This is a genomic window from Ketobacter sp. (assembly GCF_003671495.1).
Taxonomy (GTDB): Bacteria; Pseudomonadota; Gammaproteobacteria; order Pseudomonadales; family Ketobacteraceae; genus Ketobacter.
In genome coordinates this window covers 46,885-73,542 of record NZ_RCHN01000014.1, presented here as the reverse complement: position 1 = coordinate 73,542, position 26,658 = coordinate 46,885, and the positions used below count along the sequence as shown (strand labels likewise).

Annotated in this window: 19 protein-coding genes; 14 read left to right on the top strand and 5 right to left on the bottom strand. The window is 56.8% G+C overall.

Annotated features, from left to right (window positions below):
* Positions 1–283: hypothetical protein (locus tag D9N14_RS06490; protein WP_290578188.1), on the bottom strand; the 283-nt coding region annotated here is incomplete at its 3' end.
* Positions 284–304: 21 nt separating this feature from the next.
* Positions 305–4,216: a type VI secretion system Vgr family protein gene (tssI, locus tag D9N14_RS06485; protein WP_290578186.1), complete on the bottom strand. Its 3,912-nt coding sequence runs from the start codon at positions 4,214–4,216 to the stop codon at positions 305–307.
* A gap of 187 nt (positions 4,217–4,403) precedes the next feature.
* On the opposite strand from tssI, the gene tagH reads away from it, so the two are divergent.
* The 7 genes from tagH to D9N14_RS06450 all read left to right on the top strand — a co-directional run bounded on the left by tagH (position 4,404) and on the right by D9N14_RS06450 (position 15,653).
* Positions 4,404–5,900 (top strand): type VI secretion system-associated FHA domain protein TagH, encoded by a 1,497-nt coding sequence (gene tagH / locus D9N14_RS06480; RefSeq protein ID WP_290578184.1) that lies wholly within the window; start codon positions 4,404–4,406, stop codon positions 5,898–5,900.
* A gap of 3 nt (positions 5,901–5,903) precedes the next feature.
* Positions 5,904–6,365, top strand: coding sequence for a type VI secretion system lipoprotein TssJ (tssJ, locus tag D9N14_RS06475; RefSeq protein ID WP_290578182.1), 462 nt, complete (start codon positions 5,904–5,906; stop codon positions 6,363–6,365).
* 96 nt (positions 6,366–6,461) lie between these two features.
* Positions 6,462–7,796, top strand: a complete 1,335-nt coding sequence (tssK, locus tag D9N14_RS06470) for a type VI secretion system baseplate subunit TssK (protein ID WP_290578180.1) — start codon at positions 6,462–6,464, stop codon at positions 7,794–7,796.
* A 13-nt stretch (positions 7,797–7,809) separates the two neighbouring features.
* Complete coding sequence (icmH, locus tag D9N14_RS06465; protein ID WP_290578178.1) at positions 7,810–8,808, top strand: type IVB secretion system protein IcmH/DotU; 999 nt, start codon at positions 7,810–7,812, stop codon at positions 8,806–8,808.
* 12 nt (positions 8,809–8,820) lie between these two features.
* Positions 8,821–12,375: a type VI secretion system membrane subunit TssM gene (tssM, locus tag D9N14_RS06460; protein ID WP_290578177.1), complete on the top strand. Its 3,555-nt coding sequence runs from the start codon at positions 8,821–8,823 to the stop codon at positions 12,373–12,375.
* A 4-nt stretch (positions 12,376–12,379) separates the two neighbouring features.
* Complete coding sequence (locus D9N14_RS06455) at positions 12,380–13,144, top strand: PP2C family protein-serine/threonine phosphatase (RefSeq protein ID WP_290578176.1); 765 nt, start codon at positions 12,380–12,382, stop codon at positions 13,142–13,144.
* The gene (locus tag D9N14_RS06450) at positions 13,137–15,653 is read left to right on the top strand and encodes a bifunctional serine/threonine-protein kinase/formylglycine-generating enzyme family protein (RefSeq protein ID WP_290578174.1); all 2,517 of its coding nucleotides are present in this window, start codon (positions 13,137–13,139) and stop codon (positions 15,651–15,653) included. Before D9N14_RS06455 ends, D9N14_RS06450 begins: the two co-directional genes overlap by 8 nt.
* Positions 15,654–15,662: 9 nt before the next feature.
* On the opposite strand, the gene yegQ is transcribed toward D9N14_RS06450, so the two are convergent.
* Positions 15,663–17,000, bottom strand: coding sequence for a tRNA 5-hydroxyuridine modification protein YegQ (gene yegQ / locus D9N14_RS06445; RefSeq protein ID WP_290578173.1), 1,338 nt, complete (start codon positions 16,998–17,000; stop codon positions 15,663–15,665).
* 330 nt (positions 17,001–17,330) lie between these two features.
* On the opposite strand from yegQ, the gene D9N14_RS06440 reads away from it, so the two are divergent.
* A complete protein-coding gene (locus tag D9N14_RS06440) occupies positions 17,331–17,846 on the top strand; it encodes an Hcp family type VI secretion system effector (protein ID WP_290578172.1) in 516 nt (171 codons plus the stop codon).
* Between the two features lie 111 nt (positions 17,847–17,957).
* Here the strand turns inward: D9N14_RS06440 and D9N14_RS06435 are convergent, their stop codons facing one another.
* Entirely contained in the window at positions 17,958–18,722 is a 765-nt protein-coding gene (locus tag D9N14_RS06435; protein ID WP_290578171.1) for a hypothetical protein, read from the bottom strand.
* A 76-nt stretch (positions 18,723–18,798) separates the two neighbouring features.
* Positions 18,799–19,500, bottom strand: coding sequence for a DUF6901 family protein (locus D9N14_RS06430; protein ID WP_290578170.1), 702 nt, complete (start codon positions 19,498–19,500; stop codon positions 18,799–18,801).
* Positions 19,501–19,756: 256 nt separating this feature from the next.
* Here D9N14_RS06430 and tssA point away from each other — a divergent pair, with 256 nt between their 5' ends.
* The 6 genes from tssA to tssG are packed head-to-tail and all read left to right on the top strand — an operon-like array spanning position 19,757 to position 26,658.
* Positions 19,757–21,376: a type VI secretion system protein TssA gene (gene tssA, locus D9N14_RS06425; RefSeq protein ID WP_290578169.1), complete on the top strand. Its 1,620-nt coding sequence runs from the start codon at positions 19,757–19,759 to the stop codon at positions 21,374–21,376.
* Positions 21,377–21,424: 48 nt separating this feature from the next.
* A complete protein-coding gene (gene tssB, locus D9N14_RS06420) occupies positions 21,425–21,910 on the top strand; it encodes a type VI secretion system contractile sheath small subunit (protein WP_290578168.1) in 486 nt (161 codons plus the stop codon).
* 44 nt (positions 21,911–21,954) lie between these two features.
* Positions 21,955–23,424, top strand: coding sequence for a type VI secretion system contractile sheath large subunit (gene tssC, locus D9N14_RS06415; protein WP_317622584.1), 1,470 nt, complete (start codon positions 21,955–21,957; stop codon positions 23,422–23,424).
* 53 nt (positions 23,425–23,477) lie between these two features.
* Positions 23,478–23,894, top strand: coding sequence for a type VI secretion system baseplate subunit TssE (gene tssE, locus D9N14_RS06410; RefSeq protein WP_290578166.1), 417 nt, complete (start codon positions 23,478–23,480; stop codon positions 23,892–23,894).
* Positions 23,895–23,896: 2 nt separating this feature from the next.
* The gene (gene tssF / locus D9N14_RS06405) at positions 23,897–25,684 is read left to right on the top strand and encodes a type VI secretion system baseplate subunit TssF (RefSeq protein WP_290578165.1); all 1,788 of its coding nucleotides are present in this window, start codon (positions 23,897–23,899) and stop codon (positions 25,682–25,684) included.
* Positions 25,648–26,658, top strand: a complete 1,011-nt coding sequence (gene tssG / locus D9N14_RS06400; protein ID WP_290578164.1) for a type VI secretion system baseplate subunit TssG — start codon at positions 25,648–25,650, stop codon at positions 26,656–26,658. Before tssF ends, tssG begins: the two co-directional genes overlap by 37 nt.

Genomic DNA, 26,658 nt, shown 5'->3' with positions numbered 1-26,658 from the left:
CATCAGCTGGTAATCCTCCTTCATGGGAGAGTTTGAGAAACTTATTCTCTAATGTGGTGACGATCCAGTTTATACCTGATCTGGGGAATTCCAGCTGATGTGTTAGCCACTTCGATTCGCCCGTTTTTTTGTTTGTAAAAAAATCACAAACGACAATAATGGCGTAGTCGTTCGGTGTAAGCACATAGTAGGTGGTTGTAGGGCTTCTGTTATCGCTTAAAGAGCCTGCTACGCTGGAGTTGTTGTCAATGCTGATTGGGTCAATCTCGTCAAAGAATTTCATGTCTGCTTCTCTTCAAGCGTATTAATGTGATGTTAAAGGAACTCGTTGCAGTGTGCCGTTCCGTTCAAGCTCCCCTAGAAGCCCAGGCTTTTTGTCCAGAGTGAATGTTTCAACCATTCCATAGCTTTCGGAGCTGGGAGTATCGTTAACATCTTTTGTGAGACCATTGCCCAAAAACATTTCGTTGGCGCCATACTGGTTTTGTATCTCCTGCCTCGTTTCCAGTAGCTTAGTTTGCTCTGGGGATAACTTCGATTGTTTGATGAATTCTTTGAGCTGCTGATCCTTATTCAAATTAAATCCATCAGCTTTTGCATTTTGAACTAATGCCTCATAGGTTCCCGAATAATCAGGTGTCATCACCTTATCTATGTGATCAGGGTTGATGTGAGGCATATCAGTTTTCGCTAGTTCTCCCAGTCGTTCATAGGTGGGGATAAATGTAGTCATATCGCCCGTTTTTGCTGCTTGTTCTGCATCGATAACAAGCAGTGTATATTCGCTTTTAGGGTCGTAATCAGTTCCTACGGCCTTTGCAATCAGCTCGGCATCTTTGTCCGCATACTCAAGTTGGGTATAGGTGGTCGTCCAATAGGTCGATCTGCCCGTATCAGGGTTAACCCAACCAATACTGCCGGTGTCTTTGGCATAGTTAGTCTTGATAACCCTGACGATGTACTTTTCTTGCAGGCCTTCTTCAACGATTCTTAACTTATCTTCAGTTGTAAAAGGCGAAGTGGGAAGACCTGTTCCTTTGCGTCGAGCTTCTGCTACTTTTTCTGTGGCTATATCCATTCGAGTTAACACTTCATCCATGGTTTGAGGAGTTGGAGGAAGTCTGCTGGTGCGAGGCTCAACAACCCCAGGTTTATCCAACTGCTCCGGAATCTCCCCCCCGGTCTGCCCAGCCTTCTGCTTCCTCTGAAACGCCTTCTTCCGCAACTCCGCCAGTTTTTTAAACAACGGGCCCAGTTTCTTGAATTTGTCCAGATAATGCAACTTGGTTCCAGCGGCCACGGCCAGGCCGAGCCCTGCGGTGGCGGCTGTAATCAGTGCATCGATGGCGATTTCCGTTGCGGCGCCTGCGCCAAACTCCAGAATCTCCAGCTTATGTTGGGCCGATACGTAATCACCGCCAAACTCCACCAGCAGTTTCTGGGTCTCAGGATCATCCCAGACAAAGTTGGCCATGGCCCAGGCTTCGGCCATGCCTTCCCGGGAGATGCTGCGGGGATCAAAGCCCAGCACGTCGGCCACTTCCTTGAATTGGGAGTCCGTCAGGTTTTCGCTGAAGCGTTGCAGGTAGGGGCGGTCATCGGTGTTGCGCCAGGAATCCCAGGCTACCTTGTGGGCGCTCATGAATGCGTTCATCGGTGCCAGGTCGTTGACCTCTTTAAGGAAGGAGAGCAGCCCCACCACGGATTTACCCATGCCCCGGGCTTTGGCTTTTTCCTCTTCCCACCACTGGCCCACCGCACCCTGCTTGGCGTACTCTGCTTCGATTGACGCCTTTTCCTGCTCTTCGGCGGCAACAATTTCCTGCAGGGCGGCCGCGATTTCTCGGCGGGTTTCCGCCAGCTCTGCCTCGTTGACCTCTTCTGCATACTCCACCGAGGCGGTACCGGGTGGCAGCCCGTCCAGGCTGCATTGGCCGTTTGCGTCCAGGGTGCCGCTGCGTACACTGCCATCTGCCAGGGTGACCCGGTAGGGCAGGTTGGCGGCGGGGCCTCCGTCGGCATCGATGCAGATCAAGTCCAGGGTGTCGGTCGTGATGGCTGCTTCACTGACTGCTTTGCTGGTTGCCTCATGTGCCGCGGCCATGGCTGCCGCCTGTTGTTGGGCGAAGAGGGCACATTCGGGGCATTCCTCTACAAACGGCGAATTCAACTCCGCCGCCTCCTGCAGTGTGGCCAACTGGGCCCGGGTGCGTTCAAAGTCAATGGCGGGTGGCAAGGCGGTGTTGGCGCCGGTGGCCGCCCGGATACGGGCGCCGGGTCGGTCGTTATCCGCTTCAGCGGGAGTGCCTGGCCGGGTGGGATTGGCCGATTGGGCAGAACCGCCGCCACCGCCTTCATTGATGCGCACCAGCGGACCCAATATGGCGACCCCGGACGGGTCCAGGGTGATCACCCCGGCGCCGCCTTTTACCGACAGGCTCATGCCGCCCTGCAGAATTGCCTTGCTGCCCACTTTAATGTGGATGCTATTGCCGGACTGAACCACATGGGCGCCACTGATTTTAAGCTGCAGGTCTTTGCCGGTGCTAAGGGAGAGGGTTTGGCCAACGTCGTCATTCTGGTTGGCCCCCACTTCCGAGTGCAGGTCCTTGCCGATTTCCTCCGATAGCACGTTGGCCACCGTCAGATGCTGGTCCCGGTCGGTCTGGGATTTCAGGTCGTTCAGCACCCGCAGGTCCAGGTCTTTTTCCGCCCGCAGAAAAATCTGTTCGCTGCCTTTTTTATCTTCCAGCCGAACTTCGTGATAACCGCCACCACCGGGGCTGGACAGGCTCTTCAGGGTGGACCGGGTTTTGTGGGCGGGCAGGGGATAGGGTGGCAGGTTCTGGCCGTTGTAGACCCGGCCGGTCATCACCGGGCGATCCGGGTCTCCGTGCTCAAAATCAACGATCACTTCCTGTCCGATGCGGGGCAGGCTGATACCCCCCCACTGGATACCGGCGATGGGCTGGTTGACGCGCAGCCAGCAGCTGGTGCGTTCGTTGGCCTGGCCTTCGCGATCCCAGTAAAACTGTACTTTGATGCGGCCGTGCTGGTCGGTGTAGATCTCTTCCCCTTTGGGGCCGGTCACAATGGCGTTATGGGGGCCTGGCACCTGTGGGCGGGTGAATTGCCAAGGCGGGCGGTACGGGGTGCTGTAGGGGATGCACAGCAGGCGGCTGATGCAGCGGGCCGGTGTGTTGCTGGCGCCGGAATCCAGGGATTGTGGTTGCTCGGCTTCCAGTTCACTGCGGATGATCAGATAGCGCTGGTTGATCCCCGCGTTGGGGTGCTTCTCCAGGGTGAAGGTCTGACCGGACTCACAATGGATGGAGTGGGTCTCCATGGTGACGATCTGGCGTGGATACTCGGACTGCTCCAGGTAGCGCTGGGAAAGGGCCTTACCGCGCCCCGGCTCGTTGAAATGACCGGGGAAGTGATAGTGCTCCAGGGCGGGCTCATGGCCTGCGCTGGTTTCCTGCAGCGTCAGCGATGGTTTCTCAAACTGGTAGTCACCCAGGCGGATCTGCCCGGTTTGCAGCTGGTGTTGACTGTGCAGCAGATGTACACACTCTTCCTGCTGAGGACGGCTGCTCTCCTGCTCGTAGCGGAGCCTGGCACGCCCGCTTTTCTTCGCAAACGCCTGGTTGTTATCGGCCAGCACCAGGATCTGCTTCTGCGGTGTGTTGATAAAATGGAAATGCCAGCCTTCCTCAGCCATCAACCGGGTGATGAATTCATAGTCGGTTTCACCGTACTGGGTGCAGTAGGGCCGTTTGGGTGCCGCCTGGGTGCGGTCCTGCAGCAGGTCTCCGCTGATCCCATGCTCTTTGAGAAGGCCCAGGATAATGGCGTTCGGTGACGTGTCCTGAAAAATTCGAAAGCCGCGTTTTTGTGCGCAGATCCAGAAAGTTGGCACCACTTTCAATTGGTATTCACTGTATTCCCGACCGTGGTTCAGATAGGCGGCTTCACTGATGATGCCGCGCAGGAAGCGGGGTGCTCCGGCCCCGGTCAGGTCATGAATGGTGATCAGAACCGAGTGATTAAGCAGGTCTTCCAGTGTAATTTTTTGACTTTTACTTGCGCAGGAAATGTCATATTCATACAGATCGCCAATTGCAGAGGCACCGCGCAGGCGGGTGAGGCGGAAGGACTCGTCGATGCCATGAATGGCTAGGCTGAAACGACTGGAGTTGGCTGGACGTGAGGTCATAAGGGCGGCTTGAGTCCGGTCTGCGGTTACGGTTAGTGGTGGTTGAGTGTTACGTTCACCCTATAAAGACCGGAAACGGGTAAAAAATCCCGCCAAACCGGGCGGGACCGTTTAGACTATGCAGGCATACCACAAATGACTGATGGGTTAGGCAGTTAGAGAACAGTTTGGGAACCGTTTGGGAATAATGGAACTAGTACTCGAAGTAGTGAGCACAGAAAAGCACCTGATGGGCCAGAATGCCCGTCATGTGTTCTATCCGGCCGGTGGTGTGATTGGGCGATCCGCCGGTTGCGATTGGGTGATTCCTGATCAGACTCGCCACATGTCCGGTCGTCATGCCATTGTGTCCTACGAGTCCGGGCAGTTTTTCATTACCGATATCAGCACCAACGGCATCTACCTGAATGGGGTGGAAACGTTGGAGAAGAACCGCGCCACCCCGCTCGGTGACGGCGACAAGTTGCTGATGGGGCAGATTCACTTTCAGGTTCAGGTGAACCTGGAGCCAGGTCGCGAGCTGGACCCACCGCCGCTGCAGGTGCCAAGGCCCGCCATGCCGGGCCGGCCAGGGGCGGTGTCTGCTGTCAATCCGATGGATCAGGTGGACCAGTGGGCGGCCGAGCAGGCCAAGGCAAAAACCACGGCTGAACGGGAAGGCTGGCACCGCCAGGCCCACTCCATGCCGGATGATCTGGCGCCGGAGAAAGCCCCTTTCGAGGTGCCTAAAGTCCAGTCCCCGCAGCCCATTCACCCCCCCGAACCCCCGGCATCGAATGCCAAGTCTTTGGGTGGGGAACTGCCCGAGAACTGGTGGGATGAGCCCTTGCATGAACCGCCGGGGCAGGATTCCTCACTCCCGGAACCCGCAGCACACAAGCCCCCGCTCACCCCACCAGGCGCTGCCGCGAAAAACAACGATGGTGGGGGCGAGCGTCTGCCCGGCAAAGCGGATATCCCGCCGCTGCCGCAATGGGCGGAGGTGGATTCGGAGTGGGACATGAACATGGAGGATCTGCAGAATTTGCAGACCGCCATCGCCCCGTTGAAGAGCCAGCCCACCGCGGCCTCTGATCGGGGTTCCGGTGCTGCGCTGCAAGCCTTCGCCGAAGGCATGGGCATCAGTGTCCAGGAAGTGGAAAACGCCGGCGGCGAGGCATTCCTGCGGCGGGCGGGCATGCTGTTGCGGCTCTGCATGCGGGGCCTGGTGTCCGCCTCCCAGATGCGGGCCAGAATGAAGAATGAGTTTCGCCTGGATATGACCCTGGTGAACATGCATGACAATAACCCGATCAAGCTGTCCGCCAATGGGGAGCAGGCCATCAAACACCTGCTCAGTCGGGAGGTGGGCTCGTTCCTGCCCATGGACCAGGCCATCGAGGAATGCTTTGAGGATTTTCAGGAGCACCAGCTGGCGGTGATGGCGGGGATGCAGGGGGCGTTCCTGGAGCTGCTGGATACCCTGTCCCCTGAGGCGCTGGAGCAGCGGTTTGAAAAAGGCCGGGGGGGTGGGCTTTCCATCGGTTCCAAGACGGCCCGTTATTGGGATGCCTATCGGGAATTGCACAAGGATTTGCTGGCAGAGGATGATATCTTCTCCAGCCTATTCGCCGAGCCCTTTGCCCGGGCCTATGATGAACAGATTTCCAAACTCAAGAAAACCAGAAAACGTAAAGGAAAGTAACGCATGAAGTGGGGGAAACACGCCGTTGTACTGCTGTTGGCGCTGTGGTTGGGGGGCTGTGCATATTTCATGTCGGACCTGACCAAGGTGGATATGCGGATTGTCGCCGGGGGGGATGTGAATCCCGATGACAACGGGCGCCCGTCGCCGGTGGTGGTGCGGGTGCTGGAGCTGAAGTCCCAGGCGGTCTTTGAAGGTGCGGATTTCTTCGCGCTGTACCAGTCAGAAGCCCAGACCCTGGGCGCGGATCTGGTGGCCACCGAAGAGTTTGAGTTCAAGCCCGGGGATGTGCAGGACCTGCGGTTTGCGCTGAAGCCGGAGTCCAATTACGTGGCGGTGCTCGCGGCCTATCGCCAACTGGATAAGGTGAACTGGCGCCTGGTGCTGCCCCTGACCTTGCGGGAAAAGAATCAGATCACGGTTCTGCTCAATCACCGGGGGATTGAGGTCGCTACACCCCGTTAAGGGAAATAGTGTGGTTTTCTGCACACAACCTCCCGAAATTTTGCCCTGCCCCTGTCTCTCTAGGCATTAATACCATGTTTAGGGAGATACCACTCCATGCCGTCTTATGACAAGGTAGTTTGGAGTGAGGGCATGTTACTCCGCCCTCAACACCTGCAGCAGCACGACCGTTACCTGGATCAGCAGTTCCGGACCCGCACCCAGATGCTGAATCCCTTTGGCTGGGGCCTGCGTCAGTTGCAGATTGATGAGCAATTGCTGCAGCAGGGTGCCTTTGCCCTGTCCCAGGCAGATGGCATCTTCGCAGATGGCAGCGTGTTCTCCCTCAACAGCCGTTCCCAGCGTTTGTTGCTGGAGGTGCATCCGGGCAAACAGAACCTGTTGGTGTATCTCGGCCTGCCCATTCTGTTGTTGGGGGCGGATGAAACAGCACCGGCCCAGGATGAAAACAGCCTGACCCGCTGGACGGTCAGCAACGAGGACGTGCAGGACAGCAACCTGGGGGCCAGCAAGACCGTCAGTGTCAGCGTGGCCCAGCCCCGTTTTCGGCTACTCCTGGAGAGTGAACTGACGGCGGATTACACCGCGTTGCCCATCGCCCGAATCCGGGAAAGCCATGCCGATGGCCGAATTGAACTGGATGACCAATATATTCCTCCCTGTCTGGCGGTGAACAGCTCCCGGCGTCTGACGTTTTTCCTCAAAGAGACCCTGAGTTTGCTGAGCCACCGGGCGGAGGCCATTGCTTCGCGCCTGTCAGCGGCTTCGGGCCGACGTGGCTCCACGGATATCGCGGATTTCATGCTGTTGCAGATGGTGAACCGGTATCTGGCGGGGTTGCGCCATCTGCATCAGGTGCAGCAGCTGCATCCGGAAGCCCTGTATCACCAGTTGGTGATGCTGAACGGGGAAATGGCCACCTTCACCACAGACACCAAACTGGCCCCCGCCGAGATCCCCTATGACCACCGTAACCTGAGTCATTGCTTCAATCTGCTGATGGGGGAGTTACGCCAGGCGCTGAGTCTTGTGTTCGAGCAGACCGCCGTGGCTCTGCCGCTGCAGGAACGTCGTTTTGGTGTGCGGGTGGCGCCGATTCAGGATCGCGCCCTGCTGGATCAGGCCCAGTTCTTCCTGGCGGTGAAATGCGAATGGAGCCCGGACGCGGTCCGAACCCGCCTGCCCAGCTCGGTGAAGGCCGGCGGTGTGGAACAGCTGCGGGAGCTGGTGAACCTGCAGTTGCCGGGCATCAGCCTGATTCCCCAACCGGTGGCCCCACGACAGGTGCCCTATACCTCCGGCAGCACTTATTTCCAATTGGAGAAATCCCCTGAACACTGGTCGCAACTCAAAAAATCCGGTGGTATCGCGTTTCATTTTTCCGGGGACATACCGGGGTTGGAGCTGGAACTCTGGGCGGTAAAAGGATAGCGGTGAGACCCCTATGAGCAATGAAGAAAAAACCCTGATTCAGATACGTAACGCCGAGGGCGTGACCCACACCTCCAGCCCCGTGGCCGGCGGCTTTGCACGCCCCAATCCCGGTGGACGCAGCGCTGCACCACCGCCACCGCCCAGGCCGCCTCAGCCCCCGTCTCAGGCTCATCCCCAATCACAGCCCCAATCACAGCCCCAATCACAACCGCATAGCCCACCGGCCGGTAGCGGTTTTTTTCAGCCCGGTGCGAACGCTGGTTACGGCTGGGGGTATCCCCAGCCCAGGCGCGCCCTGGATAATCCGCTGCTGGCCGCAGCCGAGGGTTTATTGGAGCGGGTGGCGCAATTGGCGGTGCAGGCGGAAGCCCACGAGGTGATGCCTTACCGGGACAGTTGTGTACAACAGCTGCAGGCCTTTGAGCAACAGCTGCTGCAGCAGGACGTCAATGAGGAAACCCGCTTTTATGCCCGCTACGTGCTGTGCACGGTGATCGACGAGCTGGTCAATAAAACCCACTGGGGCAGTGGTGTGTGGAGCAAACAATCCCTGCTCAGCCAGTTTCATGGCGAAACCGGCGGTGGCGAGCGCTTTTTCCAGCTGCTGGAATATCTCCAGCAGGCACCCGCCAAAAACCTGCACCTACTGGAGTTGATGTACGTCTGCATGGGGCTGGGCTTTGAGGGTAAGTTTCGCCTGGATGCCCGGGGCTATGCCCAGCTGGAAGCTCTGCGGGATAACCTGTTTCATTTGATCCGCCTGCAGAAAGGGGAACCGGAGCGGGATCTGTCTCCCCATTGGCAGCGGGTCACCCAACGCCGCAATCCCTTGTCCCGTTACCTGCCGCTGTGGGTGGTGGTGGCGGTGGTGGGGGTGTTGATGCTGGGCACGTATTCCGGCTTTTCGTACTTGCTGAACGGTCGAAGCGCAACGCTGCTGCAGCAATTGGAGCGGCCGCTGGCCACAGAGTCGGAACGTAATCCAGCAGATCATTACGCGGATAATTAAAGGGTAACCTCGATGTTGAAGCAAAAGTGGGTGATAACCCTGGTAGGTGTGATCGCGCTCTCCATCCTGATCTGGTTCGGTGGGCCTTACATTGCCATTGCGGATAAAGCGCTGTTGGCCAGCGAAGTGGTCCGCCTGCTGATCATAATGGCCCTGATTCTGGCGTGGGGATTGAACAACCTGCGCCTGTCCATGCAGGCTAAATCCGGGCACCAGAAACTGGCCCAAGACTTACAGCAGGATGGGCAACAACACAGCGACCCGCTCACCGCGGACCCCGCCGGCGTCAGCCAGGGGGAAGTGGCGCTGTTGAGTGCGCGCTTCAAGGACGCCATTGAGACCCTGCGGCGCAGCAGTGGCAATAACAGCCGCTACAGTAAGAATTACCTGTACGATCTGCCCTGGTACATCATCATCGGCCCTCCGGGCACCGGAAAAACCACAGCCCTGGTGAATTCCGGCCTGGATTTTCCCCTCGAACAGCAGTTTGGCCGCGGTGCCATCCAGGGGGTAGGGGGAACCCGTCACTGTGATTGGTGGTTCACCAACCAGGCCGTACTGATTGATACGGCCGGTCGTTATACCACCCAGGACAGCCACGCCAGTGCCGACGCCACTGCCTGGAAAGGCTTTATCGGGTTGTTGAAAAAATACCGCAAACGCCGCCCCATTAATGGGGTGCTGGTGGCCATCAGTGTGGATGAGCTGGTACACAAAACCGAGTCGGAGCGGGTGGCCAACATCAATGCGGTGCGGGCCAGGCTCAAGGAGCTGAAGGATCAGCTGGGGGTTAACTTTCCGGTGTATCTCCTGATCACCAAGAGCGACCTGGTCCCCGGCTTCAACCAGTTCTTTGACATGATGGGCAAAGAAGAGCGCAACCAGGTGTGGGGCATGACCTTCCCGGACAAACTGGAGGCACATCAATCCTATCATCAATTATTTGATGAGGAATTTGATCTGCTGGCCAAGCGCCTGCACGACGGTGTCCTGGGTAAGTTCCATTTCGAACGGGACTTTCGCCGGCGAGCGGATATTCTGGCGTTCCCCGCCCGCTTCGAACAGTTGAAGTCCCTGTTCTCGGAATTCGTGGGGCGTACCTTCAGTGAATCCCGCTTTCACGATCACTACCTGTTACGTGGGGTGTATTTCACCAGCGGTACCCAGGAAGGGGCGGGCATGCAACGGATCATGCAGAATATGGCCGGGCAGATGGGATTCGGTCAAGAGGCGTTGCTGGGTGCGCCTGCGTCCGGCAAAAGCTACTTTCTCAATCACCTGTTCCATAACGTGGTGTTCCCTGAAGCCGAGCTGGCCGGGGCCAACCGCCGTTACGAAAGCAAGCTGCGCTGGGCGCGCAATGCGGGCTACGCAGCCACTCTGGCGGGTGCCACCGCGATGACGGTGCTGTGGTCCACCAGTTACGGCTTGAATGAATCGCGCCTCAACCAGGCGGAAGTCCAATTGGCTCAATATGTCGAGCACCGCGGCCGTCTTGGGGGCGATGAACTGCCGGAACAGGTGGTGCTGGAACTGCAGCCCCTGCTGGCACTGCGCGATGTCTATCAGCCGGGGCAGGATGGTTGGCAAATGGGCGGCGGGCTGTATCAGGGCAACGTGTTCTATGAGCAGACTGAAACGGAATACCAGCAGGCTCTGCAGCAGGAGTTTCATCGATCCCTGCAGCAGCAGATCGCCCGCCAGTTGCAACAGAATCAGGATCTTCCGGAATACCTGCACCATGCCTTGAAAGCCTATCTGATGTTGAGCCTGCCGGAGCGTCTTGACAAAGAGTATGTGGAAACCTGGTTGCGGGCAGACTGGCGCAATCGCTATGCGGATCAGCCGGAGCAACTGGATGCCCTGAATCGGCATCTGACCCGGTTGCTGGGTATGGATTGGCCGGGGTTGACCGCGGACGCTCAATTGGTGGAGCAAACCCGACGGGTTTTGCGACAGGTGCCGCTGGCGCAGCAGATCTATGCCTCATTGCAGGAAAAAGCCCGCCAGCAGGCCCCCATGGACTATCGTTTTGACAGCCAGATCGGCCACGATGTGCATTATGTTTTCAACGGCGAATTTGTGTCGATCCCGTGGTTGTACACGGCAGCAGGTTATCATGATTTCTTCAAGCCCCAGCAGGCCAACATCATGCAGGATCTGGCGGACGACAGCTGGGTGGTGGGCAATCGCAGCCAGGACATGAGCGAACTGGATCTGGCCAACGTCCAGGCGGAAATCGAAAAGCGGTATCTGGATGATTACATCGGCTACTGGCGTTCTGCCATCAGCAGTTTGCGACTGCAAAACTCCCGCTCCCTGGATGAGCATGTGCGGCTGCTGAACGAAATGCTGTCCGGCAGCTCCCCATTGCGGCGGGTGCTGGAGGAGGTGGTGGTGCACACGCAGTTGTCCAAGCCCCTGGTGGACCCCGGTGCCCTGGCGGAGAACCTGGAAGGGGCGGGCAAGTTGGCGCGAATGGCCGATCCCAAGGCGGGCAAAATCGGTCGCATCGCCAGTATGGCGGGTCGCAGCCGCCTGATGCAGCTGCCCGAGAACCCTGCCACTCTGGTGGACAAGCGGTTTGAGCCGCTACATGACCTGATGCTGGCGGAGAAAGGCCAGTCGGCTCCGTTCGACCGGGTCACTTCCGCGCTGACGGAGCTGCAGTTTTATCTGGAAGGCATCACCAGTTCAGGCGCTACCGGGCAGGGGGCGTTTGACGCCGCTGCGGCCCGCATGCGCAATGGTCGTTCTGATCCTATTGGGCGGCTCAAGGTGGAGGCCCGTCATTTGCCAGAGCCGGTGAAGCAATGGGTTGAGGCGCTCACCGACCGGGCCTGGGGGCATACCCTGGGCGCGGCCCGCAGTCACATCGCAGCAGAATACGATGCCAGCGTAAGGCCTTTCTACAACCGCAGCCTGTCCGGTCGTTACCCGTTGGACAAGCGAGCCAATGTGGACGTGACACTGACGGATTTTGCGGAGTTTTTTAAACCCGGGGGCATCGAACAGCAGTTCTTCGACAACAATCTGGCGCCGTTCGTGGATACCCGCCGTTCACCCTGGCGTATGGTGGCGGTGGACGGCCAGGGATTGGCGTTGAGCAAGCAGAGCCTCGCACGTTTTGAGCAAGCTCATCAGATTCGCACGGTGTTTTTCCTCGACGGTGACGCCCCCCAGGTCAACTTCAAGCTGAGGGCAACCTATCTGGATGCCAACATCAATCGGTTTGAGCTGGATCTGTTGGGTGAGCGCCTGGAGTATCGTCATGGCCCGGCCCGGCGCAATGATCTCAGTTGGCCGTCCGCCACCCGTCAGGACAGCATCCGCTACGTGTTTGAGGATCATTATGGCGTGCAATTCTCGGATCAGGTGGCCGGAGCCTGGGGATTGTTCCGTCTGCTGGACAAGTTCCCCCTGAAAAAGACCGCGTATGCGGACCGTTATCAGTTGACGGTAAAAGACCAGGAACGCCGGGCGGTGTACGAGCTGCATGCAGGCAGTGCCCGGAATCCGTTTGCCCGGGATTACCTGGGTAACTTTGCCCTGCCGGCCAAACTCTAGGGCCATGGCGCTTCGGTTTTTGTCGGCCGCCTGCACCCATGTGGGCAACGTGCGCAAACTCAATGAGGATGCCTACTGTGAACACGCGGCGGCGGGCGTGTGGTGTGTGGCTGACGGAATGGGAGGATATGACGCCGGAGAGGTGGCGGCCAACATGGTGGCCGATGCGGTATCGGAATCTCTGCAGCGGGTGCAGCTGGAGCCGGACCTCAACGGCAGAGTGGCGGTGGTCAAGCAGGCGATCCAGTCAGTGAATACCCGCTTGACCGTGGAACGCACCCAGTCGCCGGATAGCGGCATGATGGGCTGTACCGTAGTGGCATTGATTGCCGAGGGGCAGGAGTGTGCCTGTGTCTGGGCGGGTGACAGTCGCTTTTATCTGCTGCGCGATGCCGGTCTGTATCAACTGAGCACGGATCACAGTGTGGTGCAGGAGTTGTTGGATACGGGCATGATTCAGCCGGAAGAGGTGGATTCACATCCACGGCGTCATGTCATCACCCGTGCGGTGGGCGCAAACGCGGTGCTGGAGTTGGATTACATTGCTCTTGATCTGCTGCCGGGGGATGTGTTGCTGCTGTGCAGCGATGGCCTCCATTCCGAGCTTTCTCCGGAGCGGATAATGTCGATCCTGTCCGCCCCGCAGGATTGCCACACCAAGGCTACCCGGCTGGTGGAGTCGGTGTTGTCCGGTAACGCCAATGATAATGTCACTGTAACAGTGATTGCGGTGGAGTCGGTGGCAAAAGGAATGCTGCTGCGTGAATAAGCCGGTGGACAAAACCATTGTACAGCGCCCGGATGAGTCGACGGTGGTGGAGTCCACGCCGAATCGCACTGTGGTCGCCGGCAACCCGGGGCTGGATCAATCCACCAACAAGCCGGTGGCAAGCGCCAGCGAAGGTATGATTCTGAAGCAACGCTTCGAGCTGGTGGAGCTGCTGGGTGCCGGTGGCATGGGGGCTGTGTTCAAAGCCCGCGACCTGCGTCAGGTGGAGGCGGGGGATCTGGACCCCTGGGTGGCGGTGAAGGTGATCAATGAGAGCTTCGCCAGCCATGAACATGCGCTGCTGAGTCTGCAGCAGGAAACCAAAAAGACCCAGCGTCTTTCCCACCCCAATATCGTCAGTGCCTATGACTTCGATCGTGATGGTGACATTGCGTTCATGACCATGGAGCTGCTGCAGGGGCAATCGCTGGACCAACTGCTGCGCCAGAACAAATCCGGCCTCAATCAATCCCGGGCGATGCATATACTGCGGCAAGTGACGGAGGCCGTTTCCTATGCCCATCAACAGGGTGTGGTCCATGCGGACCTGAAACCCGCCAACATTTTTGTGACCCAGACCGGTCAGGTCAAAGTGCTGGATTTCGGCATCGCCCGCGCCTTGCAAGCGGAGTCCCCGGCCCTGTCCAAGTCCGCCTTTCAGGCCTTCACTCCGGCCTACGCCAGTGTTGCGGTGCTCACCGGTGCGGCTCCGGAACCCAAAGATGACCTGTACGCACTGGGATGCATATTTTATATGTTGTTCACCGGGGAGCATCCCTATCGACGTTGCAAAGCCACCGAGGCGGATGCGGCGGGGCTGAAGCCACAACGCATTTCCGTGCTCGGTCGCAGCCAATGGAAAGCGTTGTCATCCCTGCTGGCGTTTCAACCGGCGGACGATCTCAACCTCAACCGCTTTCGCCACCGGTTTTTTGGTGACCGTACTTCGCAATCCAGGCGCATCGCGCTGGTATCGATGACGGCGCTGGTGGTGGTTGTGGCGGGCCTGCTGGTGTTCAATTGGATAACGCATCGTGAGCACCGGGAAGTGATTTCCCTGTTATCGGCGAATGAATTAAAGTCGCTGCACAAGGGGCAGGGGCGTCTGGCGGAATTCAGCGATGGCGATAAAGCCGTGATACTGGGCAGTGCCCGGGAAGCGGTACTGGATAATCTGCGCACCTCGATGCACTCGCTGGAGTCTGCTGCGGATTATCAGCAAGTGGGGCGTCGTTTTGAGCTGGTCCTCAGTTTGTATCCGGATTCATCGGCGTTGCTGGAGTTAGAACATCAGTTCGCCGGGATGCGGGAGCGTTATGTCTCCGGTTTGGCGCAGGAGCTGGAACAGCGTATTGAGGCGCGCCGTTATCAGGAGACAGATCCGGACTTCAGCACGCTGCTACAGGATCTGCAGTGGGTGGAACCTCAGCATCCGCTGCTTCAGGGGCGCGATTTCCGCGCCTTGCTGGCTCGCGAGGCTGCCTTGGCGGTCTACCTTGGACATCGTGAGCTGGCCCAGGCGGTGGTCACCCAGGCCAGTCAGTTGTTTCCACAAGACCGTACCCAGTTCCAGCAGCTCCTGCAACGGTCGGCATCATCGGCCGCAGTCCATGGTCAAGGGCAGCCGCCCCCGCGTGCAAACGCCATGCATGAACAATGGCTGGCGGACTATCGGCAAGCGGTGGCACTGGCCGCCGGACGTAACCTGGCGGACCCCGATCAGCTGCGTGCTTTTTTGTCTGCATTGCGAACGGAGAACCCGGCCATGCTGCAAGTGGTGTCCAGCAGCCTGCAGGCGTTCGTGCAACGACATGGGGTTCGCGACCCCGAAGTGTTGGCGCTGAAGACATCACTGGCGCCGGAAATCAAGAGGCCCAAGGCACCACAGCGGCGTAACCCCTGTTTGTCCTCTTGGGCGAACCGGGGGGCGGACAGCCGTTTTCACTGCCGGGATTCGCTCACCGCGTCTGTGCATGGGCCAGAGCTGGTGGTGGTGAAGGGTAACCGCTCCCAGCCCGCGTTTGCGGTGAGCCGCATGGAAGTGAAAGTGGAGGACTACAATCACTATTGCCGACTGTATCGAGTCTGTACTCCCCGGCCTGACAGCGCGCTGCCCGTCACGGACCTCAGTTTCGCAGAGGCGAAACGGTATGCGCAATGGCTCACTGATCTGTCCGGATTCCACTACGACTTGCCTACCCTGGAACAGTGGCGGTTGATGGCCAGGGACGACAGCGGCATTCGTGACCATAATTGCAAGGTGTTTGCTGGCGGTCGCTGGATTCGGGGCGCTGCGCTGCGGCCGGCAGAGCAGGGCTACCCGAACAGTCTTGGGCTCAAGAATCTGTTGGGCAATGCCGGCGAATGGGTACGCTCCGGGTCTGCACTCTGGATCGCCGGCGGTGATGCAGCGACTGATCTGGGTCAATGTGTACCGGAATCGCTGCAGAACGCAGATGGGGAGCCCTCGCCTCTGCGTGGGTTTCGCGTGACCCGTGCGTTGAACTAACGCTCAGGCTCAGGTTGGTGCCAGATGCCGTATCAACATGGCAAAGTCTGGATCAACATCCCCTGGTGCAGGAATCCGCACAACCCAACCGTCTCCCTTGGCGGTAGCCACTGCATCGCCCCCGGTGGTTTCCATATGCGTCAACCTGAACGGATGGTCCCCACGGGGTGTCATCAGGGTCAGTTCGTCCCCCACGCTGAATCGGTTCTTTACCTGAATGGTCATTAGCCCGCTGTTCCGGTCCAGTTCGACCACCTCCCCCACAAACTGCTGGGTGCCGGAGCGGGAGGTGTTCTGCTCGTAATTCTGGTACTCGGCGGGTAAATGCCGGCGATAGAACCCCTCGGTGTAGCCCCGGTGGGCCAGGCCTTCCAGTTGTTCCATCAGTGTCCAGTCAAAATCCGCCTGCGTTGCTGCATCTTCAATGGCCCGGCGATAAATTTGCGCGGTGCGGGCCGCGTAGAAGTGGGATTTGGTTCGGCCTTCGATTTTCAGGGAGTGGATGCCCATTTGCGTGAGGCGCTTAATGTGTTGTACCGCCCGCAGATCTTTTGAGTTCATGATGTAGGTGCCGTGCTCATCCTCGAAGGCGGGCATCCACTCTCCAGGTCGACCTTCTTCCTGCAGCAGGAATACGGTGTCTTGTTGAGTGGTGGTTCGGGGCCGCGGGGGGCGTTCAGGATCGTAATTGTGGACCGCCACCACATCCCCCTCGGCGGTCTCCCTTGCCTCCTGGGCGGTGTACTTCCAGCGACATGAGTTGGTGCAGGCCCCCTGGTTGGAATCCCGGTGCGTCATATAGCCGGACAGCAGGCAGCGCCCGGAATAAGCAATACAGAGCGCTCCGTGCACGAACACTTCCAGTTCCATGTCCGGCACCCGCTGCCTGATTTCTTCAATTTCATCCAGGGATAATTCGCGGGAAAGTATCACACGGGAAATGCCCTGTTGCTGCCAGAATTTCACGCTGGCCCAGTTCACCGCGTTCGCTTGCACAGACAGGTGCACTGCCTGATCAGGCCAATGCTCCCTCACCAGCAGGATGAGGCCGGGGTCCGACATGATAAGGGCGTCGGGCCCCATGGCGATGATGGGCTCCATATCCCGCACAAAGGAGCGGATCTTGTCATTGTGTGGGGCCAGGTTGGTGGCCAGATAAAACGACTTGCCCAGCTTATGCGCCTCCGTGATGGCCTGTGCCAGGTTCTCATCCTTGTTGAACTCGTTATTGCGAACACGCAGGCTGTAGCGGGGCTGCCCGGCATAGATTGCATCGGCGCCGTAGGCGAAGGCATAACGCATGCTTTTCAGGGAGCCGGCAGGAGACAGTAATTCGGGTTTGTGCATGATTGTGACACCAAATTGCGTTGGCTGAAGCAAAGGGCCGGGGATTTTAGTGCATATGGACACAGCAAAGTATTAATCCAGATCAAATTGGCGGTTGGTCGTACATCAGTGGAAAAAGTTGAGCAATAAAATGCTCAGGTTAGCGGTGTTTTGCTTCTCGTGGTCGTCACTAATTTTGGCAATGCCGGTTATTTGTCAATAAAAACAATAAGATAGAGTTTGTGGCACGGGCTTTGATATAAGGCTTGTGTCAGCGAATAAATGGACCAATAGGGGTTATCGCTGCAGAAACTGAACATTAAACGGATTTTATAGATAGAGGTATCGGCAATGCCAACTCCCGCGTATATGAGCATCGAAGGCGAACTGCAAGGTTTGATCACCGCTGGCAACTTCACTGAGCCCAGTGTTGGTAACATTTTCCAGGAAGGTCACGAAGACCAGGTTCTGGTTGAAGCATTCAAGCACAACATCATTCTGCCCCGTGATCCGCAAAGCGGTCAGCCCACCGGCCAGCGCGTGCACCAGCCGGTTACCATTACCAAGGTGTTCGATAAGTGTTCCCCTCTGCTGTACTCCGCGCTGACCTCCGGTGAGCGCATGGTGGGCTGCAAAATCGAGTGGTGGCGTACGTCCGCTACGGGTACTCAGGAGCATTACTTCACCATCGAACTGGAAGACGCCATCATCGTTGACATCAAGGCCTACATGCCCAACTGTCAGGATCCAGGCCAGTCTCACTTCACTCACCTGGAAGATGTGTCCTTCACCTATCGTAAGATCACTTGGACACACGAAATTTCCGGCACTTCCGGTCACGACGACTGGCGGGTACTCAAAGTGTAGTCCTGACCTGTCAGGCACAAAAAAGCTGGTTGCCGCAAGGCACCAGCTTTTTTTGTGTCTAGCGATAATGCTGGAGGGCGGAAGGGAGCGAACAGGTGTGCCTCGAACCTCCTAAAAGCAGCCGGTGATTTCTTCCACGGCGCGATGATACCGTTGCCCAAACTCCTCTTCGTCCTTATGGGACGCCTTGATGATCCAACCCAGATTAACCGGATTAATGGCCTGCTGTTGATAGTTGGCGTTGTAATCATTCTGAAACAGGTAATTGGCGTTGGTGGTGCTGGAACCAAGATGATCATCCTGATCCCAAAGCCCAGCCTGGGATTTTGGGGTGCCAGACAACGTGTCAATGACGTAATGGGATTGATTGGGTGGCTGATAAATGAGAATGGTCTTTTTGTTGTAGGTCACAATGGAAAACTGATGGCTGCCGCAATGCTTGGGAAACTGATAGGTGCACTGTTGCAAGGTGCCTTTATCCTTTCCCCAAAAGCTGTTTTCACTGGTGTTGATCTGATAAGCCAGAGGCTGGCAGTGGATCTGGGCGGTCTTGACGATTTTATTGATGAGCCCGGGGTGGCCGTAGCGCACCATGTGGTTCCCCAAATGGCTTGTGGTGCCTGCCTGGCGGGATAGGCGGGTGGTTTCCCCCGGGAAGTCCGGCACCGGGGCCGGTACGCTTCCGGTGTTCAGATTGCCGGTTCGGCTCTCGAATTCTTCGTCAACGTATTTTTGTACCTGTTTCGGGGGCTGATGACCGATAGAGCGATAAGAACCATCGTCCATTTTGGTATTCGTGCCGCAGGCGGTCAGCAGACAGGCTGACGCCAGGGTGCAGAAAAACGTGCCACTGTAAACCGATATTGTTGCTTTCATGATGGATTCCAAACCGCTGATGTACCTGTATATAGACAGGCGCCAGGTAAAACTGGAGTCAATCGTGGGGCTTGGATCAGTTGAAGAGGTTTTTGTGGCTCTCGAACAGGCGCTTGAGCTCATCCAGATCCTCATCCACCGCGATTGGAAGGTCGTTGGTGATCAGGTCCAGCAAGACGATGGCGTTCAGGGCGGAGTCAGTATCCGAGTAATTCTTGATGCGGGCGGCTATCTGCACATTGATCTGGTGGATGTTGTGATAGATCACCTTCAAGGCGGAAAAGTCCAGCTTCTTGCCATCCCGTCGATGAATGTAGTGGGAGAACAGGTAAGCCGTACACACCCGGTACATGGTTTCTTCCGGGGTGGAAAAGGGCTGATGGTACCAGGCCATGGGTTTGAAAAAGCTGGTGTGAGGGCAGCCGCTGGTGGCCATCACCAGGCCGAGTACCGAGCTGAACGCCTCCTGGGCTGAGGTCTCCGCAATGATGGTTTTGTGATTCAGGGTGACTTCTGCCCGCACTTCATCGTAAGAGTTGCATGCAGGCAGCTTGACGAACGGGATCAGGCGTACGGCAAGGGGGCAGTGCTCATGCCAGATGCTGCTCAACGTGCAATTCGGGCACTTCTTGAATTCCAGATTGCACCACTCCGGTATCTCCTCATCAGGCGCCGGGTGCTCGTAGGTTTCGTCATTCAGATGGATGGTCTGGTCGAAGACATAATCCTGGGTCTTGAAAAAAATCTGATAACGAACCGACTTTTCTTCAGTGCTCATTAGCCCCACTCCTACCTAATAAGCTAAGTGTAGACCATGATGTCGGACCGTTTAGCGTAAATTGTAAAATTGTGTTGGTTGAAAATTATCCAGAGTGGCGGTGCAAGAGGAATAAATTCACCCTCCTAAAAAGATTTTCCAAAAACAGACTGCTTTTTTAACGGTCACCGGTCTCTATTTACATAAATCTGCGCACTTTGGTGCACGAGCTTGTCGTAAGCCTTGCCTAAAACCAGCAAACCCAAATGGAGACTGAATGAGCCTGCTTTCGGTGGAAGAGATCAGCCTACTGGCCACCCAGCCAATCCCCGGGGACAATCCGGCGGGTGAGAGTGTGCGCCTGGAACCGGCATTCGAATCCATTGCGCAGGAAATCGCAAAACTGGATTCATTCACCGCCGATGATCCGGTACGTTGGGAAACCATCCGCGACACCGCCCGTCAGATCTTACAGGAACAATCCAAGGATTTTCTGGTAGCCTGTTTCCTGACCCGCTCCCTGTGTGAAGTGGACCTGCTGGACGGACTCCATCAAGGGCTGCAAATCGGAACCGGTATCGCCGAGACCTATTGGGAGCACGCATTTCCGCCTAAAAAGCGATTGCGCGGTCGGTCCCAGGCATTTGAATGGCTGGTGGAGAAGTGTCACCCCCTGCTGGAGGATTATAACCCTTCGGTGCATGATCTTGAGCGCATTCGCCAGGTGGAAGAAAGCCTGTCCGCCCTGGATGGCATGTTGCTGGAGAAAATGTCGGACCAGGCGCCGAACATGGCGGAGTTTCGCCAGGCGTTGAAGCGTCTGCGGCAGGGCCTGGAGGTAGAAGCGCAAAAGAACGTGGCGTCCAGTGCAGTCCAGACCGGCTCCGGCGCGCGCCAGGCCAGCACTTCATCCACTCCGTCCGCCTCGGCGGTGTCCTCTGTGGCGACTTCAGCGGCTGCGGCCAACGCTCCGGCCCAGGTAGCCAGCGACCGTGACTTGATGGCGGTTTACCGCTTGTGTCAGGAACAGTTGCGCAACGCCAGTCAGCATCTGGCAGGCAAAAACCCACTGGATGCCGAGATCTTCCGCATCAACCGCTTCATCACCTGGCTGGGAGTGAACCAGCTGCCCCCGGCCACCCAGCAAAAAACCCAATTGCGTCCCATCTCCAAAGAGAAATTGGACACCTTCAATGGGCTGTATCAAGAGCAGCGCTGGCGGGATCTGATCGTGGAGCTGGAGCCAAGCCTGGTTAAGGCGCCGTTCTGGATTACCGGGCAGCGTCTGCTGGCAGAAGCACTGGATCACCTGGATGCCGAACTGGCGCTCAATGCCGTTAAACAGGGCGTGCGCGATTTTGTCGGCCGCCTGCCAGATGTAGTGAATCTGGCCTTCAACGATGACACCCCTTTTGCCGATGAAAAAACCCGCCAATGGCTGCAACAGATCGTCCAGCCCACTGCCTCGTCTGCGGGGGCTGCTCTTATGGTGGATGCGTCCGAGATCAGCAAGGACTGGGAAGGCGCCCTTCAGCAAGGGGCGGCCCTGGCCCGGCAAAAGAAAATCCGTGAGGCGCTGGACCTGTTCCAGGGCGGCGTATCCCGCTCCACGTCTCTGCGGGAGCAGGCGCTGTGGCGCTTGAGTCAGGCGCAATTCTGTTTCGACCAGGGCATGTTGAAATTGGCATTGCCTTTGTTGGAGAACCTGGACACCCAACTCAGCCAACAGGGAGTGGCCGAGTGGGAGCCCCAGGTAACAAAGCGGGTACTGGAGTTGCTGTTACGTTGCCATCAACAGGGTGATGACTCAGAGCACAGGAGCCGCAGGGTGGAGCAACTCCACGGCCGGCTTTGCAAATTGGATCTGGCATTGGCATTTGATCTGGCCGCACATTAACCACGTAATCATTCAAGACTAACCAGGATAACCAGGAAAGGTGACGTTATGTCCAAAGAGGGTACGGTAGCGCCAAAAGAGCGCATCAACATCAAATATCGCTCAGAACACGGCGGGGCGCAGGAATCCATCGAGCTGCCCTTCAAAATGATGGTGGTGGGCGATTTCACACAGCGCGAAGACGACCGGGTGATCGAGGCACGAAAACCCATCAACGTTGACAAGGACAACTTTGACGACGTATTGCGCAATCAGAAAATCGGTGTGGACATGACCGTGCCGAACCGACTGTCAGAGGAAGAAGGTGCCGAAATGGGACTCAGCCTCAAATTTGACACGATGAAAGATTTCAGCCCCGAGAACGTGGCCCGCCAGGTTCCGGAACTGAAAAAACTGCTGGAGCTGCGTGAAGCTCTGGTGGCGTTGAAAGGCCCCCTGGGCAACGTTCCCGCTTTCCGCAAAGCCATTGAGAGCATTCTGGAAGATGATGAACAGCGCAAAGTCGTGCTGGGTGAACTGAAGATTGAAGGTTAACAGGATCTACTGATCAGGAGAGTATCATGGGCAATCCCGAACGCATGGTACAAAATGGCGACAACGCGCTGGAAGTCACCGAAGGCTCGTTGCTGGACCAGATTGTATCTCAAACCCGAATGAATCCAGGTGATGAAGGTTACGACGTTGCAAAACGTGGTGTAGGTGCCTTTATCGCAGAATTGCTTCGTCCGGAGAACAAAGAGGAGCGGGTCAATAAAAATCTGATTGACCGTATGATTGATGAACTGGACGTCCAGCTCAGCGCGCAGATGGATGAAATTCTCCATCACAAGGAGTTTCAATCTCTGGAGTCCGCTTGGCGCGGGCTGAAATTGCTGGTGGATCGAACTGATTTTACCCAGAACATCAAAATTGAAATGCTGAACGCGTCCAAGCAGGACCTGTACGACGATTTCGAAGATGCTCCGGATATCACCAAATCCGGCCTCTACAAACTGGCGTACACCGCTGAATACGGTCAGTTCGGTGGTCAACCGGTGGGGGCGATCATTGCCAACTACGAATTCAATCCCAGCTCCGCGGACATGAAGGTCATGCAGAATGCGGCTGCCGTAGCGGCGGTATCCCACGCGCCGTTTGTCGCGGCGGCCGGGCCCAAGTTCTTCGGGCTCGATGAATTCGAAGGCCTGCCCAACCTGAAAGAGTTGAGCTCTATTTTTGAAGGCCCTCAATTCGCCAAGTGGCGCAGTTTCAGGGAATCCGAGGATGCGAAGTATGTTGGCCTGACTCTGCCGCGTTTCCTGCTGCGTTCTCCCTATCATCCGGAAGACAACCCGTCCAAAGGATTCAATTACACCGAAACGGTAAGTGAATCCCACGAAAATTACTTGTGGGGTAACACCTCGTTCGCGTTTGCTTCCCGCCTGTCCGATTCCTTCGCTCAGTTCCGTTGGTGCCCGAACATCATCGGTCCCCAGAGCGGGGGTGCAGTGGAAGACCTGCCAGTGCATGTGTATGAGTCCATGGGTGAACTGGAATCCAAGGTACCCACCGAGATTCTGATCTCGGATCGTAAGGAATTTGAACTGTCCGAAGAAGGCTTCATTCCCCTTACCATGCGCAAGGGCAGTGACAACGCGGCTTTCTTCTCTGCCAACTCGGTACAAAAAGCCAAGTACTTCGGCAATAACGAAGAGGCCAAGTCGAAAGAGCTGAACTACCGTCTGAGCACCCAGTTACCCTATATGTTCATCATCAACCGTTTGGCGCATTACCTGAAAGTGCTGCAGCGGGAGAACATCGGAACCTGGAAAGATCGGGTGGAACTGCAGCGGGAGCTGAACCACTGGATCAGCGCCTATGTGGCCGATCAGGAGAATCCCTCCGCCGCCGTTCGCAGCCGCCGTCCGTTGCGATCTGCCGCCATTGTGGTGGAAGACGTGGAAGGCCAACCGGGCATCTACCGTGTGGACCTGAAAGTGCGCCCCCATTTCAAATACATGGGTGCGGATTTCGAGCTCTCCCTGGTGGGTAAACTGGAGAAATCCTGATCTGAGCCGGGCTGAATTGTCAGCCCGGCACGAACAGGGAAGAGGGGCTTGATGTGAGAAAAGAGCATAGCTTGTTGGATCGTCTGGATAACGAAGTGCTTCCGGCCAGTTATACGACGCGCTTTGACTGGAATGCGTTTCTCGACAGCGTGACCCTCAATATTCAAAATATGCTGAACGTGCGTCTGGGGAGTGTGAAAGCGCTGCAGGAGTTCGGAATGCCGGACTTTAATGATGTGGTGAACCAGTTCCCCGACGCCGTACAGTATATTCGCAATGCCATTCAGCATTTTATCGAACAGTATGAACCCCGCCTGGAAAGTGTCAGTGTCTACTATGTGCCGGATACCGAACAGCCCTTGTTGATGAAGTACTCCATAGAAGGTCGTCTGCGTTATCAGGGTCAGGTATCCAGGGTCGCGTTTGATACAGTGCTCACCGGCAGTGGCCAGGCCACCGTCAGGGTGTAAGTGTGTCCTTCAATAAATACTTTCACGATGAACTGTCCACGATCCGTGAGCTTGGCAGGGAGTTTGCAGAGCGCAATCCGCGGTTGGCGCCTTTTCTGACCGTGGAGGGTCAGGACCCGGATGTGGAGCGCCTTTTGGAAGGGTTCGCGTTCCTGACCGGTCGGCTTCGGCAGAAGCTGGATGATGAGCTGCCGGAAGTGACCCATTCCCTGATGGCGTTGATGTGGCCGCACTTTTTACGACCGATTCCAGCCCTTTCCATCCTGGAATTTACCCCGTTGACCACGCTGTCAGAAAAGCAACGTATCTCCCGTGGTGTGGAAGTGGAATCCCGTCAGGTGGATAGCACAGCCTGTGTGTTTCGGACCTGCTACGATGTTGACCTGCTGCCGTTGGCCGTGGGGGATGCCAGACTGCATCAGCGTCCAAGTGGGGCCAGCGTCTCCGTGATGTTAGGGCTGACCGCGCACATCAGTTGGCAGGACGTGGCACTGGATAGGCTCAATCTGTATTTGCATGGTGAGGTCCACGTCGCCCAGTCGCTCTACCTATGGATGTTTCGCTATTTGGAGTCAGTGGATGTGGTGGCCCACACCCAGGATGGTGACGAGCTTCTGATCACAAGACTCGGTTGCGAATCCGTGACCCCCAGTGGCTTTGCCGATAACGAAGCGCTGTTGCCGGCCTCACCGCATTTGCTGAATGGATACCGTTTGGTGCAGGAGTACTACGCCCTGCCGGAAAAATTCCATTTTATCAATGTGACCGAGCTTGGGTCTGTCCAGGCACGGGCAGGGCGGGATGAGCGCGTTGCCGGCGCCACACAGATGGAAGTCCGATTTAACTTTGATCGACCATTGGACAGCCATGTGCATGTAGGGCCGGACAATTTCCGGCTGTTCTGCACGCCAATCGTCAATTTGTTCAACCACGAAGCCATTCCCATTCGTGCCGATCATAAGAAAGCCGAGTATCGGGTGATGCCCGGGGGGCAAAATCCGTCACATTATGAGATTTTTGATATTGTGCGTGTGCAGGGTTGGGGACACCAAAGCCACCACAATCGTGAATTCAAGCGCTTTGAATCCTTCGAGCATTTCCAGAGCGCTCCGGTGGACAATCAAAAACGCTTCTATCGGGAACGGCAAAAACCGTCTGTCACTGGCTACGGGCTGGACAGCTATTTGAGTTTTGTGAATCAGTACGAACATGGTGTGTTTCCGGAAACCGAGACAATTTCCATTGATCTGGTGTGTACTAATCGGCACTTGCCCACCTTGCTGGGGGTTGGGGACGTTTGTGTGGAAACCGGGAGCAGTCCTGAGTACGCCCGCTTCCAGAATATCACCCATGTTACGCCTTCGTTTGCCCCCCCTTTGGACAAGGCGTTTCACTGGCGCCTGATCTCAAACATGTCACTCAATTACCTGTCGTTGACCGATATGAATTCGTTGAAGGCCATTCTGTCGACCTATGATTACAAGAGCTATTACGACCGCCAGCAGGCCCTGGCCGCCCAGCACCGGCTGGATGCGTTCGACGGAATCCAATGCGGCAGTGAAGACCGGGTTCACAATGGCTTGCCGGTGCGCGGTCGGAAAACGGTGCTTCGACTGAAAGAAAGCCACTTCGCTAGTGAAGGGGACATGTTTCTGTTTGCGTCCGTACTGAACGAATTGTTTGCACTGAACAGTACTATGAACAGTTTCCACCACCTTTATGTACACGGTGTTGAGAACGGTGAGATTTACGAATGGAAACCAAGAACCGGCTCATACCGTCTACTGTAAATGAAGAGCTTGAAAAAGCCGGCGACTATGCTTTTTTTCAGCTAAATGCGCTGTTGCAGCAGTTCCGCACGGTGTACAACAAAGCCAATGACAAGCCAGTGGATATTCGCTATCGCGCACTGGCCAGTCTTGGGTTTCCGGCGTCGGATATCGCCGGTGGGCGCTGGCTAGAGCAGGCGGACCGGGAATTCATCGAGCTTACGGTGAGTTTTATGGGGTTGTATGGCCCGGCTTCGCCCTTGCCGGTGTATTACACTGAGCGGGTGTTGCACTCCAATGACCCCCAGCACCCCAGCCGGGATTTGATGGACATGTTCAATCACCGGTTGATCAGCCTGATGCAGGTGTGTTGGGAAAAGTATCGCTATTACATTCAATATGGTGTCGATGGTAAGGATCACTATTCCCGTTGGTTGCTGAGCCTGGCGGGGGTGGATCAGCCCCTGCTGCGGCAGCAAAGCCGGTTGAAGTGGCACCGCCTGTTGCCCTTTGCCGGCGTGTTGGCGGGTGCGAATGGGGGGGCGGATTTTATGTCCAAGGTGATCGCCCGCTACTTTCGGCTACCGTCAGTTGAGTTTGAGCCCTGGGCCGTGCGTACGGTTGTTGTTCCAGCGGGGCAATGTAATGCCATGGGGATGCGTAATGCCAGTCTCGGCAGCGATCTGGTGATGGGGGACAGCATGCAGGATTGCATGGGAAAGTTCCTGATTCACCTGAAAGGATTGGCGCAAGATCAATATGAGAGCTTTTTGCCGGATGGTGACGGCTTCGACGAACTGATCGAGTTGCTTCAGCTGCTGATGTCTGACCCCTACGAATATGAGCTGTTGCTGCATGTGGAGGGAGAGCAGGCTGTAGGGTCAGGCGATAGCCTGGGTGGCGCACTGGGATGGAACCTGGCGCTGGGTGAGCCGGAGGGAGACAAGTCTCCCGAGCCGGTGAGAATTTGTGTAACGGATTACCGTTCTATTTAA

Bases quoted from the DNA above. Each gene is read 5' to 3' on its own strand.
- tssI (WP_290578186.1), bottom strand. From the start codon at position 4,216: ATGACCTCACGTCCAGCCAACTCCAGTCGTTTCAGCCTAGCCATTCAT.
- tagH (WP_290578184.1), top strand. From the start codon at position 4,404: ATGGAACTAGTACTCGAAGTAGTGAGCACAGAAAAGCACCTGATGGGC.
- tssJ (WP_290578182.1), top strand. From the start codon at position 5,904: ATGAAGTGGGGGAAACACGCCGTTGTACTGCTGTTGGCGCTGTGGTTG.
- tssK (WP_290578180.1), top strand. From the start codon at position 6,462: ATGCCGTCTTATGACAAGGTAGTTTGGAGTGAGGGCATGTTACTCCGC.
- icmH (WP_290578178.1), top strand. From the start codon at position 7,810: ATGAGCAATGAAGAAAAAACCCTGATTCAGATACGTAACGCCGAGGGC.
- tssM (WP_290578177.1), top strand. From the start codon at position 8,821: ATGTTGAAGCAAAAGTGGGTGATAACCCTGGTAGGTGTGATCGCGCTC.
- D9N14_RS06455 (WP_290578176.1), top strand. From the start codon at position 12,380: ATGGCGCTTCGGTTTTTGTCGGCCGCCTGCACCCATGTGGGCAACGTG.
- yegQ (WP_290578173.1), bottom strand. From the start codon at position 17,000: ATGCACAAACCCGAATTACTGTCTCCTGCCGGCTCCCTGAAAAGCATG.
- D9N14_RS06440 (WP_290578172.1), top strand. From the start codon at position 17,331: ATGCCAACTCCCGCGTATATGAGCATCGAAGGCGAACTGCAAGGTTTG.
- D9N14_RS06435 (WP_290578171.1), bottom strand. From the start codon at position 18,722: ATGAAAGCAACAATATCGGTTTACAGTGGCACGTTTTTCTGCACCCTG.
- D9N14_RS06430 (WP_290578170.1), bottom strand. From the start codon at position 19,500: ATGAGCACTGAAGAAAAGTCGGTTCGTTATCAGATTTTTTTCAAGACC.
- tssA (WP_290578169.1), top strand. From the start codon at position 19,757: ATGAGCCTGCTTTCGGTGGAAGAGATCAGCCTACTGGCCACCCAGCCA.
- tssB (WP_290578168.1), top strand. From the start codon at position 21,425: ATGTCCAAAGAGGGTACGGTAGCGCCAAAAGAGCGCATCAACATCAAA.
- tssC (WP_317622584.1), top strand. From the start codon at position 21,955: ATGGTACAAAATGGCGACAACGCGCTGGAAGTCACCGAAGGCTCGTTG.
- tssG (WP_290578164.1), top strand. From the start codon at position 25,648: ATGGAAACCAAGAACCGGCTCATACCGTCTACTGTAAATGAAGAGCTT.